We start from the raw sequence: 12,229 nt of genomic DNA, 5'->3' as shown, positions 1-12,229 counted from the left end.
CTTCGTCAGGGTGGAACCGATGCACGTCCCCGGAACACGAGATCCAGAAGGGCATGAGCCCAGATGACACTGATGCGTTTCGACCCGTTCCGCGAGCTCGACCGGCTCACCGAACACACCACGCGCACCCCGCGTGCATTGCCGATGGAGGCGTTCCGCCGCGGTGACCGGTGCATCGTGGCACTCGACCTGCCAGGTGTGGACAGAAAAGACGTCGACGTGACCGTGGAACGCAACGTGGTCATGGTCAAGGCCAGGCGCGACCCGCTGCGGCACGAGAACGACGAGGTGCTGATCGACGAACGACCGCACGGGGAGTTCAGCCGTCAGTTCTTCCTCGGCGACATGCTCGCCGCCAGTGACCTGACCGCCGAGTTCGACCGCGGTGTGCTCGTGCTGACGATTCCGATCGCCGAGTCGAGCAAGCCTCGCAAGATCGAGGTTTCCGAGCAGACGACCATCGACGCCTGAGGGGTAGTCATGACCACTCACCACAGCGGCGCGCACACTCGCGTTGACACCAGCAGTGCTGCCGCGCAGAGCGCGTCGCAGCGGCGCAAGATCGCGTCGTTCACCAACTACCGCGACGCCGAGCGCGCCGTCGACTACTTGTCGGACAACAAGTTCCCGGTCGGCCGGACCGCGATCATCGGCGGCGACGTCCGCATGGTCGAGCAGGTCGTCGGCCGGATGAACTGGGGCCGCGCCCTGCTGAACGGTGCCACCTCCGGCGCGGTTCCCGGCCTGTTCTTCGGCTGGATCTTCGGATTGTTCGACCTCATCAACCCGCTCGTCGCCGCGTTCACGCTCGCCCTGTACGGCCTGGTGTTCGGCGCGTTCATCGGCGCTGTCATGGGCGCGGTCTTCTACGCGCTGCAGCGCGGCAGGCGCGACTTCAGCTCCGTGACCATGATGGTGCCGAGCCGGTACGACCTCGTCGTGGACGAGGAAGTGGCGGACGAGGCACAGCGGCTGCTCTCCGGCTTGACCCCCGCCGGGGGTGCTTCGTAGTGGCCACGGCAGTGGGGATCGACCTGGGCACGACGAACTCCGCGATCGCGGTCGTGGAGGGCGGCCAACCGGTAGTGATCGCGAACGCCGAGGGGGCCAGGACCACGCCGTCCGTCGTGGCGTTCACCGAGAGCGGCGAACGGCTGGTGAGCCAGCTGGCGAAGCGCCAGTCCGTGCTGAACCCCCAAGGCACGATCTACTCGGCCAAGCGCTTCATCGGCCGGCGCTTCGAGGAGGTCGACGAGGAGGCGAAGACGGTCACGTTCGACGTCGTCAGCGGACCGAACGACTCGGTGCGCTTCAAGGTGCGCGACAAGCTCTACGCGCCCGAGGAGATCAGCGCGCAGGTGCTGCGCAAGCTGGTCGACGACGCGGGCAAGTACCTAGGGGAGAAGGTGCGCGAGGCGGTGATCACCGTGCCCGCGTACTTCAACGACTCGCAGCGACAGGCGACCAAGGACGCTGGCAGGATCGCGGGTCTCGAGGTCCTGCGGATCGTGAACGAGCCGACGGCCGCCGCACTGGCGTACGGCCTGGACAGGAAGGGACACGAGACGGTCCTCGTGTTCGACCTGGGCGGCGGCACGTTCGACGTGTCCCTGCTGGACGTCGGCGACGGCGTGGTCGAGGTGCGCTCCACCTCCGGTGACACCCACCTCGGCGGCGACGACTTCGACCGCAGGCTCGTCGACCACCTGGCCGACAAGTTCAAGAACGACACCGGAATCGACCTGCGCAACGACGCCCAGGCACTGCAACGGCTCTACGAGGCGGCGGAGAAGGCCAAGGTCGAGCTCAGCTCGGTCGCCCAGACCCAGGTGAGCCTGCCGTTCGTCACCGCCGACTCCACCGGACCCAAGCACCTGACCGAGACCGTGACGCGGTCGACGTTCGAGCAGATCACGGCCGACCTGGTGGAGCGCTGCCTCGCCCCGGTCGAACAGGCGATGGCCGACGGCAAGGTGTCCGCGAACGACATCGACGAGGTCGTCCTCGTCGGCGGTTCGACCAGGATCCCGGCCGTGCAGAAGCTCGTCCGCCGCCTGACCGGCGGCAAGGACCCGAACATGAGCGTCAACCCGGACGAGGTCGTGGCACTCGGTGCCGCCGTCCAGGCCGGGGTGCTCAAGGGCGAGGTCAAGGACGTGCTGCTGCTCGACGTCACTCCCCTGTCGCTGGGCGTGGAGACCCGCGGCGGCGTGATGACCCGGATCATCGAGCGGAACACGACGATCCCGGCCCGCCGTTCCGAGGTGTTCTCCACCGCCGAGGACAACCAGCCCGCCGTGGACGTCGTGGTGCTGCAGGGCGAACGGGAACGCGCGGCCGACAACCGCGTGCTCGGCCGGTTCCAGCTCACCGGGATCAGGCCAGCACCGCGCGGCGAACCGCAGGTCGAGGTCATCTTCGACATCGACGCCAACGGCATCCTCAACGTGACCGCCCGAGACAAGGACACGGGCGCGGAGCAGGGCATCACCATCAGCGAGAGCTCGAACCTCGACACGTCCGACATCGAGCGGATGGTGACCGACGCCGAGGCGAACCAGGCGGAGGACCGGCGGCTGCGCGAGGCCGTGGACGCCCGCAACACGCTCGACTCGATCGCCTACCAGGTCGAGAAGACCCTGTCGGACCTCGGCGACAACGCGCCCGCGCACGAGAAGGCCCGCGCCGAGATGCTGGTCTCCGAGACGCGCGAGGCGTTGCAGAACGAGGCTCCGCTGGAGCGCGTGCGGGAGCTGACCGACGAGCTCACCCAGGTGCTGAACGGTCTGATGGCGGCACGGTCGTCCGCGCCACCGCCGTCTTCCGGCACGAGCTCGGCGGTGGCTTCGGACGACGACGTCATCGACGCCGACTTCGACCGGGTCTGACCACGATGACCACCCAGGGGAACGCCGCGAACGCAGCGGCTGGTTCCGGGGCCGACGCCGCCCCTCCTCAGGCGCCGGCCCCGGAACGGGACGCCGCCGAGCTGGAAGACCGCTGGCTGCGTGCCATGGCGGAGCTGGAGAACACGCGCAAGCGGCACGACCGGGAGCTCGACCGCGAACGCACCGCCGAACGCGGACGGGTGGCGTCGGCCTGGCTACCGGTGCTCGACAACCTGGAGCTCGCGCTCGGGCACGCCTCCGACGACGCGTTCGCCGAAGGCGTGCGGGCGACCCTCGACCAGGCCGTCGAGGCGCTCGCCAGGCTCGGCTACCCGCGTCACGACGCCACCGGCGTGCCGTTCGACCCGGCCGTGCACGAGGTCGTGACGGTGATGGACGACCCGGACGCGCCGGCGAACACGGTCGTGCGCGTGCTGCGGCCGGGTTACGGCGATCTTCGTCCCGCGGCGGTCGCGGTGTCGCGCCGGCGGGAGTGAGCCGGCGTGGCCACGGACTTCTACGACGTGCTCGGCGTGCCCCGCGGCGCGGGCGACGACGAGATCGGGCGGGCGTACCGCAAGCTCGCACGGCAGTACCACCCGGACGTCAACCACGACCCCGGCGCCGAGGACCGGTTCAAGGAGGTCAGCGAGGCCTACGAGGTCCTCTCGGATCCGGCGCAGCGCAAGCGGTACGAGCGGTTCGGCGAGGACTTCCGGCGCGTTCCGGAGGACTACGGCGAACGCGCTCCTCGGGGACGCACGGTGTACACGAGCGGACCGGACCGCGGCGGGTTCGAGGACTTCGACTTCGAGGACCTGTTCGGCGGGGTCTTCCGCCGTGCCGGCCGCGGCGGCCCGGTTCCCGGCGCCGACCAGGAGGCCGAGCTGACGCTCTCGGTCGAGGACGCCTACCGCGGCGGCCAGCGCAGGCTCACGATCGGCGGCCGCGACCTCGACGTCACGATCCCGCCCGGTGTGGTGGACGGCCAGCGCATCCGCCTGTCCGGCCAGGGCGGGCAGGGTTCCGGCGGCGGCACGTCCGGGGACCTGTTCCTGGTGGTCCGGATAGCGCCGCACCCCCGGTACCGGCTGGAAGGCCGCGACGTCGTCGTGGACCTGCCGGTCGCGCCGTGGGAGGCGGCCCTCGGCGCCACCGTGCCGATCACGACACCGGGCGGCGAGGCGAAGGTCCGCGTGGTGGCCGGCTCGTCGAGCGGACGACGGCTGCGGCTGCGCGGTGAGGGAATGCCGAACCCGCGTGGCAAAGCCGGTGACCTCTACGCGGTCGTGAAGGTCGTGGTCCCGAAAAAGCTCGGCAGGCGGGAACGGGAACTCTTCGAGGAACTCGCCGCGGTCTCCGACTTCGACCCGAGAGGCTCGTGATGTACGTCCTGACGAAACCGGCCAGGCTGAGCGCCGACCACGTGTCCGTCCACACAGGACTCCACCCGGACCTGGTGCGCCGGTTCGCCGCGCTCGGGCTGATCGAGTGCGCGGTGGACGACGGCGGACGGCTGTGGTTCCCGCCGGACACCGCCGCCCGCATCGCGCGGATCCAGCGGCTGCGCGGCGGGCTCTCGCTCAACTACAACGCGATCGGGCTCGTGCTGGACCTGCTCGACCGGATCCGAGTCCTCGAAGCGCAAGTGCGCGGGAGTGAAACATGGAGGTGAACCGGCTGTGGACCTGAACCGGCTGACGCAGAAGTCGCAGGAGGCGCTGCAATCCGCCCAGGAGGTCGCCCAGAGGCTCGGGCACACCGAGACCGACGGCGAACACCTCCTGATGGCCCTGGTCGAGCAGCCCGACGGCCTGGTGCCGCGACTGCTCACCCAGGCGGACGTGGACGTGCCGGCGCTGACGGAGGACGTGCGGACCGTTCTCTCCCGCCGCCCGAAGGTGACCGGACCGGGTGTCCAACCAGGGCAGGTCAGCGTCACCCGCAGGCTGATGGGCGTTCTCGACGCCGCGGAACGGGAGGCCAAGCGGCTCAAGGACGAGTACGTCAGCGTCGAGCACCTGCTGCTCGCGCTGGCGGAGGAGGGCGAGAGCACCAAATCCGGCCAGATCCTGGCGCGGTACGGCGTCACCCGGGACCGGTTTCTGGAGGGTCTGGCCCGAATCCGCGGCAACCAGCGCGTGCGCAGTGCCACACCGGAGGGGACCTACGAGGCCCTGGAGAAGTACGGCCGCGACCTCGTGAACGACGCCCGGACCGGCGACTTCGACCCGGTGATCGGCCGGGACGCGGAGATCCGCCGGGTGGTCCAGATCCTCTCCCGCAAGACGAAGAACAACCCGGTGCTGATCGGCGAGCCCGGCGTCGGCAAGACCGCGATCGTCGAAGGGCTCGCCCAGCGGATCGTGCGCGGCGACGTGCCGGAAGGCCTGCGGGACAAGACGGTCTTCTCCCTCGACATGAGCTCCCTCGTGGCCGGCGCCAAGTACCGCGGCGAGTTCGAGGAACGGCTCAAGGCCGTGCTCGCCGAGGTCAAGGCCGCCGACGGACGGATCCTGCTGTTCGTCGACGAGTTGCACACCGTCGTGGGCGCGGGCGCCGCCGAGGGGTCCATGGACGCGGGCAACATGCTCAAACCGATGCTCGCGCGCGGTGAGCTGCACATGATCGGCGCCACCACGCTCGACGAGTACCGCAAGCACATCGAGTCCGACGCCGCGCTGGAACGGCGGTTTCAGACCGTCGTCGTGGCCGAGCCGTCGCCGGAGGACGCGATCTCGATCCTGCGCGGCCTGCGGGAACGTCTCGAGGTCTTCCACGGCGTCAAGATCCAGGACGCCGCGCTCGTGTCCGCCGTGGTGCTGTCCCGGCGCTACATCACCGACAGGTTCCTGCCGGACAAGGCGATCGACCTGGTGGACGAGGCGTGCGCACGGCTGCGCACCGAGATCGACTCGATGCCGGCCGAACTGGACGAGACGTCGCGGCGCGTGACCCGCCTGGAGATCGAGGAAGCCGCGCTGGCCAAGGAGACCGACCAGGCCAGTGAGCAACGACTGGCCGCGCTGCGCAAGGAGCTCGCCGACCTGCGCGCCGAACTCGACGCCATGACCGCGCAGTGGGAGGCGGAGCGGCAGGCCATCCGGCGCGTGCAGGACCTGCGCGGCGAGCTGGAACGCGTGCGCCGCGAAGCCGAGGAGGCCGAACGCGCCTACGACCTCAACCGGGCCGCGGAACTGCGTTACGGCACGCTCACCGAACTGGCGACCCAGCTCGCGGCCGAGGAGGACCGGCTCGCCGGCAAACAGGGCGGGCACCGGCTGCTCAAGGAAGTGGTGACCGAGGACGAGATCGCCGAGATCGTCGCGGCGTGGACCGGCATCCCGGTGTCGAGGCTCCAGGAGGGCGAGCGGGAGAAGTTGCTGAAGCTGGACCAGATCCTGCACGAGCGGGTGATCGGCCAGGAGGACGCGGTGCGGCTGGTCGCCGACGCGATCATCCGTGCGCGGGCGGGGGTGAAGGACCCGCGCAAGCCGATCGGGTCGTTCATCTTCCTGGGCCCCACCGGGGTCGGCAAGACCGAGCTGGCGAAGACGCTGGCGGCGGCGCTGTTCGACAGCGAGGACAACATGGTGCGCCTCGACATGAGCGAGTACCAAGAGAAGCACACGGTCTCGCGGCTCATCGGCGCGCCTCCCGGCTACGTCGGCTACGACGAGGGCGGCCAGCTCACGGAAGCGGTGCGGCGCAAGCCCTACTCCGTCGTGCTGCTCGACGAGATGGAGAAGGCGCACCCGGACGTGTTCAACACGTTCCTGCAGGTGCTCGACGACGGCCGGATCACCGATGCGCAGGGCCGCACGGTCGACTTCCGCAACACCGTCATCATCATGACGTCCAACATCGGCTCGGAGCACCTGCTGGACGGCGTCACCGCCGACGGGGAGATCAAACCGGACGCGCGCGGGGCCGTGCTGGCGTCCTTGCGCGACCACTTCCGGCCCGAGTTCCTCAACCGCGTCGACGACATCGTCCTGTTCACGCCGCTGCGGCTGGAACAGATCGAACGCATCGTGGACCTGCAGTTCGCCGAGCTGCGCGCCCGCCTGGCCGAACGCCGGATCGACGTCGAGCTCACCGAACCGGCCCGCGAGTTCATCGCCCTGCGCGGCTTCGACCCCGTCTACGGAGCACGGCCGCTGCGCCGCTACATCGCGCACGAGGTCGAGACGCGCGTCGCCCGCGCACTGATCGCGGGTGACCTGGCGGAGAACACGACGATCCGGGTGGACGTGGTGGACGACGAGCTGTCCGTCGTCACGTCCGGTGAGAGCAGGGCGGTCGCATGAGGACGACCGACATCGCCTGCCAGAACTGCGGCAAGACCAACCGCATACCCGTTGTCGCACAGGGCAAGCCGAAGTGCGGTAACTGCGGCCGACCGCTGCCGTGGATCGTCGACGCGCTCGACGACGACTTCGCCGAGGTGGCCGAGCAGGCGGAGGTTCCCGTGCTGGTGGACATGTGGGCGACGTGGTGCGGGCCGTGCAGGATGGTCAGCCCGGTGCTGGACCAGCTCGCACACGAACGGGCCGGCGACATCAAGCTCGTGCGGGTGGACGTCGACCGCGCCCCCCGTCTGTCAGATCGGTTCGAGGTGCGTTCGATACCCACGCTGATGATCCTGCGCGCCGGTGAGGTGATCGCGCGGCAACCCGGCGCGGTGCCCGCACCCCAGCTGCGCGCCTGGCTCGACCACGCTCTCGTTCCCGAGGTGAAGACATGATCAGCCGATACCTGCTGCGACAACTGCCCGCGCGCGTCACCACCGGCGCGTACGTGCTCAATTCCGGACTCGGCAAGCTGCACGCCGACCAGGAGACCGCGGAGTCCCTGCAGGGCTTCGCGGCGACCACGTACCCGGTGCTGGGCAAGCTCGACGCCCAGCGGTTCACGACGCTGCTCGCGGCCGGGGAGATCATGACCGGCGTGGCGTTGCTGGTGCCGCTGGTGCCCGCGGTCGTCGCCGGTGCCGCGCTCACCGGGTTCGCCGGCGGGTTGCTCGGGCTCTACCTGAAGACACCCGGGATGCGACAGAAAGGCAGCCTGCGACCGACCGAACAGGGCATCTCGCTGGCGAAGGACGTGTGGTTGCTGGGGGTCGGCCTGTCGCTGGTGCTCGACGACGTGACACGGGAGGACCGATGACCACGATCGTGGACGAACACCTCGCGCTCGTGCGCGAGGTCGTGCCGCAGACCCCGCAGGGTTGCCGTGAGTGCCTCATCTCGGGCACCCAGTGGGTTCACCTCCGACTGTGCCTCACGTGTGGGCACGTCGGCTGCTGCGACTCCTCGCCGATGAAACACGCGCGCAGGCACGCTTTCGGCATCGGCCATCCGATCGTGCGTTCTTTCGAACCCGGCGAGAACTGGCGGTGGTGTTATGTCCACCAGGCTTTCGTCTGAGCAGCGTTCGTCCGGGCCGCAGGAGACACCGGACGAGCACGGTGCCTTCCCCCGCCTCGACGAAGACCAGATCGACCAGATCGCGCTGCACGGCACGAGGCGCCCGACACGAGAAGGGGAAGTGCTGTACGCCGAAGGCGACCGCGACCACGACTTCTTCGTGATCGTCAGCGGTGTCGTGCAGGTGCTGGAGCACGGCGAGGTCGTGCGGGTGCACGGACCGGGCCGGTTCCTCGGCGAACTCGGTCTGCTGGAAGGGCAACCGTCGTTCGTGACGGCCGTCGTCGCACGGCCCGGCGAGGTCGTCCAGCTGTCCGCGGCCGAGCTGAACGAGCTGGTGCGCAACGACCCGGTGCTGGGAGGCCTGGTCCTGCGCGCGTACCTGATGCGCCGGGCGGTGCTGATCGGCAGGGGCAGCGGCCTGCAGATCATCGGCTCGTGCTTCTCGCCGGACACCAAGCGGCTGCTGGAGTTCGCCGCGCGCAACCGAATCCCCCACCGGCTGGTCGACACCGACAACGACAGCGACGCCGAGGAACTGCTGCGCCGGTTCGGCGTGACCGTCGACGAGATCCCCGTGGTCGTGGTGCCCGGCGGCGGGACGCTGCGCAACCCGGGCAACCGGGAGCTGGCCCAGGCACTCGGTCTGCACGCGTCGTCCCCGCCGGGCGACCTCACCGACCTGCTCGTGGTCGGCGCGGGCCCCGGTGGCCTCGCGGCCGTCGTGTACGGCGCCGCGGACGGGCTCGGCGTGGTGGCCGTCGACTCGGTCGCCGCCGGTGGCCAGGCCGGGACGACGTCGCGGATCGAGAACTACCTGGGTTTCCCGGCCGGCATCTCCGGCCCGGACCTCACCGAACGCGCCGTCCTGCAGGCCGGGAAGTTCGGCGTGCCCGTGAACGTGTCCGCGGAGGCGGTCTCGTTCTCCGCGCACGACGGCCACTACGTGGTGGGCTTCGACGACTCGTCCCAGGTCAGGACGCGATCACTGGTGATCGCGACCGGCGCGCGCTACCGCAGGCTCGACCTGCCCCGGCTCACCGACTTCGAGTCGACCGACGTGTACTACGCCGCCACGATCCACGAAGCCCGCGAGTGCCAGGCGAACCCGGTCGCGATCGTGGGCGGGGGCAACTCGGCAGGCCAGGCCGCCGTGTTCCTCGCGGACCGGGTCCCCCAGGTCCACCTGGTGGTGCGCGGCGGCGATCTGAACAAGGACATGTCCCGTTACCTGGTCGACCGCGTGACGAGCCATCCCCGGATCGAGGTGCTGCTGCACCACGAGGTCGTGGAGCTGCTGGGTGGCGACAAGCTCGACGGCGTCGTCGTGGAGGACAACCGCAACCACGACCGGCGCGCCCTGCAGGTGCGGGCGCTGTTCGTGTTCATCGGCGCGAAGCCGTGCACGACCTGGCTCTCGTCGTTGATCGCGCTGGACGACGACGGCTTCGTCCTCACCGGTGAACACGTCGCCACCGACGACTCCTGGTGGCACAAGGGCAGAAGGCCGTTCCCGCTGGAGACGAACCGGCCGGGCGTGTTCGCGATCGGCGACGTGCGCAGCGGGTCGATCAAACGGGTCGGCTCCGCGGTCGGCGAGGGCGCGATGGTGGTCCGGCTCGTCCACGACCACCTCTCGTTCGGAGCAAGCAGATGAGGCGGACGGCCGCAAGCACCCGTTTGGCATGCTGTGACGCGTGGAGAGACTACTCAACCATCCGGTGAGCCGCGCGACCCGGATCGATGAGGCGGAGGACTCGGTCGCCCGTGTGTTCCTGCCGCACCAGATCGCTCCCAAGGGCAGGGAGAAGCCGCTCGACATGCGGTTGAACGCGGTCCGGCTCGGTTCCCTCACGGCCGGCTACCTCGCGTACGGCCAAGAGGTCGACATGCGCACGACGAACGCGTTCGCGTACCACTTCAACATGCCGGTGCAGGGCCGTGCCCGGTCGTCGTTCGGGCGCGTGTCGGTGGACGCCGGTCCCGCCGAGACGGTCGCACACCTGCCGGACGAACCGGCGTCGATCACGTGGAGCGCTGACTGCGCGCAGCTGTGCCTCATGGTGGAACGGGTGACGCTGGAACAACGGCTCGCGGCCATGCTCGGGCGTCCGGTGGGCCGGATCGGGTTCGCGCCCGCACCGCAGCAGGGCGTGCTGGACGTGCTCGCCCCGTTCCTGCGGGAGTTCGAGGGGCCGGCCCTGCTGCGCCGCCACCCCCTCGCGGCCGGCACGCTGGAGCAACTCGTGCTGGACGGCCTGCTGCTCACCCTGCGGCACGATCACCGTGCGGAGCTGGAGAGAGCACGCCACATCCCGCGCGGTCCGGTGCGCGAGGCCGTGGAACTGCTGGAGGAACGGCCGCACGAGGCGTGGACCACCACCACGCTGGCAGCGGCGGTCGCGGTCTCGGCGCGGGCGCTGCAGGCCGGGTTCAGACTGCACACCGGGGTGTCGCCGACGACGTACCTGCGCGACGTGCGGCTGGGTCGGGTGCACCGCGACCTCACCGCGGCGGCGCCGGGCCTGACCGTCACCGACGCGGCCGCCTCCTGGGGGTTCGTCCATCTGGGACGGTTCGCGGGAACGTACCGCCGCCGTTTCGGGGAGTCGCCGTCCGAGACGCTCAGAAGAAGCCGCAGACACCGCTGATCCCCCGGCCGGCGACTTCACCGCCGCGAAACAGAGTCCTGAACGGCTCGCCGCGCGGGACCGGCGGTCCGCGCGCCCGCCCGTTCGTACGCCCGCAGCGTGTCGGTCGCGATCCGGTCCCACGAGTACCGCGCGCACGCCCGGTCGCGGGCCGCGGCACCGAGCTCTTGGCGGCGGACGCCATCAGCGAGCAGCCCGCACAACGCCTTCGCCAGCAGGCGCGGTCTCCCCGGCGGGACGTGCAGACCCGTCACCCCGTCGACCACCGAGTCCGCCAACGCGCCCACCGCGGTCGCCACGACGGGCACTCCACACGCCATCGCCTCGAGCGAGGCGTGACCGACCGGTTCGCACCGCGGCGCGCACACCACGACGTCCGCGGAACGCAGCAACGCGACAGTCCGCTCCCGTGACACGCCTCCGGTGAACACGACCCGGTCCGCGACACCGACCTCCGCGGCGAGCGCGCGCAACCGCCGCATTCCGGGGTCCTGACCGATCCGCCGTTTCCCCGGCCCGCCGATGATCAGCAACTCGGCGTCCTCCACGTGGGACAGCACCTTCACGAGATCCGCCAGACCTCTCTGCGGCGCGGCGGTCACGATGCGACTCCGCGTGCCGCGTTGTGCCGTTCGTCCCCACGGTGTGAACGTCCGCACGTCCACACCGGTCGGAACGACGGAGATCCGGCTCCGGCCGACACCCGTGCGATTGAGCGCGAGCACCTCGTTGGACGACATCGCGGCGACCCGCGTGACCTCGCGCCCGACGATTCGTTCCGCCAGCGACCTCCTGACCGAACCGCCGAGTCCGTAGTACGTCTGCACCACGGGAATCCCCTGGTGCTCGGCCAGCACGCTGGCCAGTCCCGATGTCCAGCCGTGCGCGTGCACGACGTCCGGCGGGGCGTCGCGCCACTCACGTCCGAGAAGTTCGGCGAGCCGGCCGATCTGGGAGATCATCTCGTTCTCGTCGATCGGCACCACGGGCCCGGCTGGCAGGCGCACGACGTCGTAACCGAGCTCCGTGCGCTCGCGATCCGGCGAAAGTGCGCTCTCCAGGCGGGTGTAGGCCGTGACAGCGTGGCCGCGGCAGGCGAGTGCCGCCGACAGCCCCGCCACGTGCGCACGCTGTCCGGCGCTGGGCTCCTCCGCCGACACCATCGCGATCCGCAACCGGTCGTGCTCCACGTGTTCCTCCTCGCGTCGAATCCGGGAGGCAATCGTCGACGGACCGGTCGCGGCAGCGCTTGGGCAGACGA

At 70.2% G+C, this 12,229-nt stretch carries 13 protein-coding genes; 12 read left to right on the top strand and 1 reads right to left on the bottom strand.

What is annotated here, in order from left to right; genetic code table 11:
* The first annotated feature begins 63 nt into the window (after positions 1–63).
* The 12 genes from ACWF7A_RS04185 to ACWF7A_RS04130 are packed head-to-tail and all read left to right on the top strand — an operon-like array spanning position 64 to position 10,968.
* Complete coding sequence (locus tag ACWF7A_RS04185; protein WP_452248959.1) at positions 64–471, top strand: Hsp20/alpha crystallin family protein; 408 nt, start codon at positions 64–66, stop codon at positions 469–471.
* A gap of 9 nt (positions 472–480) precedes the next feature.
* Entirely contained in the window at positions 481–1,011 is a 531-nt protein-coding gene (locus ACWF7A_RS04180) for a general stress protein (protein ID WP_452248958.1), read from the top strand.
* Positions 1,011–2,888, top strand: coding sequence for a molecular chaperone DnaK (dnaK, locus tag ACWF7A_RS04175; protein WP_452248957.1), 1,878 nt, complete (start codon positions 1,011–1,013; stop codon positions 2,886–2,888). The genes ACWF7A_RS04180 and dnaK overlap by 1 nt, the downstream gene beginning before the upstream one ends.
* A 5-nt stretch (positions 2,889–2,893) precedes the next feature.
* Positions 2,894–3,385, top strand: coding sequence for a nucleotide exchange factor GrpE (locus ACWF7A_RS04170; protein ID WP_452248956.1), 492 nt, complete (start codon positions 2,894–2,896; stop codon positions 3,383–3,385).
* Between the two features lie 6 nt (positions 3,386–3,391).
* Positions 3,392–4,273: a DnaJ C-terminal domain-containing protein gene (locus ACWF7A_RS04165; protein ID WP_452248955.1), complete on the top strand. Its 882-nt coding sequence runs from the start codon at positions 3,392–3,394 to the stop codon at positions 4,271–4,273.
* Complete coding sequence (locus ACWF7A_RS04160) at positions 4,273–4,563, top strand: chaperone modulator CbpM (protein ID WP_452248954.1); 291 nt, start codon at positions 4,273–4,275, stop codon at positions 4,561–4,563. The genes ACWF7A_RS04165 and ACWF7A_RS04160 overlap by 1 nt, the downstream gene beginning before the upstream one ends.
* Before the next feature lie 7 nt (positions 4,564–4,570).
* Positions 4,571–7,198, top strand: coding sequence for an ATP-dependent chaperone ClpB (gene clpB / locus ACWF7A_RS04155; RefSeq protein WP_452248953.1), 2,628 nt, complete (start codon positions 4,571–4,573; stop codon positions 7,196–7,198).
* Entirely contained in the window at positions 7,195–7,635 is a 441-nt protein-coding gene (trxA, locus tag ACWF7A_RS04150) for a thioredoxin (RefSeq protein WP_452248952.1), read from the top strand. The genes clpB and trxA overlap by 4 nt, the downstream gene beginning before the upstream one ends.
* Complete coding sequence (locus tag ACWF7A_RS04145; protein WP_452248951.1) at positions 7,632–8,057, top strand: hypothetical protein; 426 nt, start codon at positions 7,632–7,634, stop codon at positions 8,055–8,057. Before trxA ends, ACWF7A_RS04145 begins: the two co-directional genes overlap by 4 nt.
* Positions 8,054–8,317: a UBP-type zinc finger domain-containing protein gene (locus tag ACWF7A_RS04140; protein ID WP_452248950.1), complete on the top strand. Its 264-nt coding sequence runs from the start codon at positions 8,054–8,056 to the stop codon at positions 8,315–8,317. The genes ACWF7A_RS04145 and ACWF7A_RS04140 overlap by 4 nt, the downstream gene beginning before the upstream one ends.
* Positions 8,295–9,974: an FAD-dependent oxidoreductase gene (locus ACWF7A_RS04135; RefSeq protein WP_452248949.1), complete on the top strand. Its 1,680-nt coding sequence runs from the start codon at positions 8,295–8,297 to the stop codon at positions 9,972–9,974. Before ACWF7A_RS04140 ends, ACWF7A_RS04135 begins: the two co-directional genes overlap by 23 nt.
* A gap of 40 nt (positions 9,975–10,014) precedes the next feature.
* Positions 10,015–10,968, top strand: a complete 954-nt coding sequence (locus ACWF7A_RS04130; RefSeq protein WP_452248948.1) for an AraC family transcriptional regulator — start codon at positions 10,015–10,017, stop codon at positions 10,966–10,968.
* A gap of 17 nt (positions 10,969–10,985) precedes the next feature.
* Here ACWF7A_RS04130 and ACWF7A_RS04125 read toward each other — a convergent pair whose 3' ends face one another.
* Positions 10,986–12,143, bottom strand: a complete 1,158-nt coding sequence (locus ACWF7A_RS04125) for a glycosyltransferase (RefSeq protein ID WP_452249557.1) — start codon at positions 12,141–12,143, stop codon at positions 10,986–10,988.
* Positions 12,144–12,229 lie beyond the last annotated feature (86 nt).

Source organism: Lentzea sp. NPDC055074 (assembly GCF_053608005.1).
The sequence above is the reverse complement of the archived record's forward strand: the minus strand, read 5'-3'. Positions and strand labels throughout refer to the sequence as shown.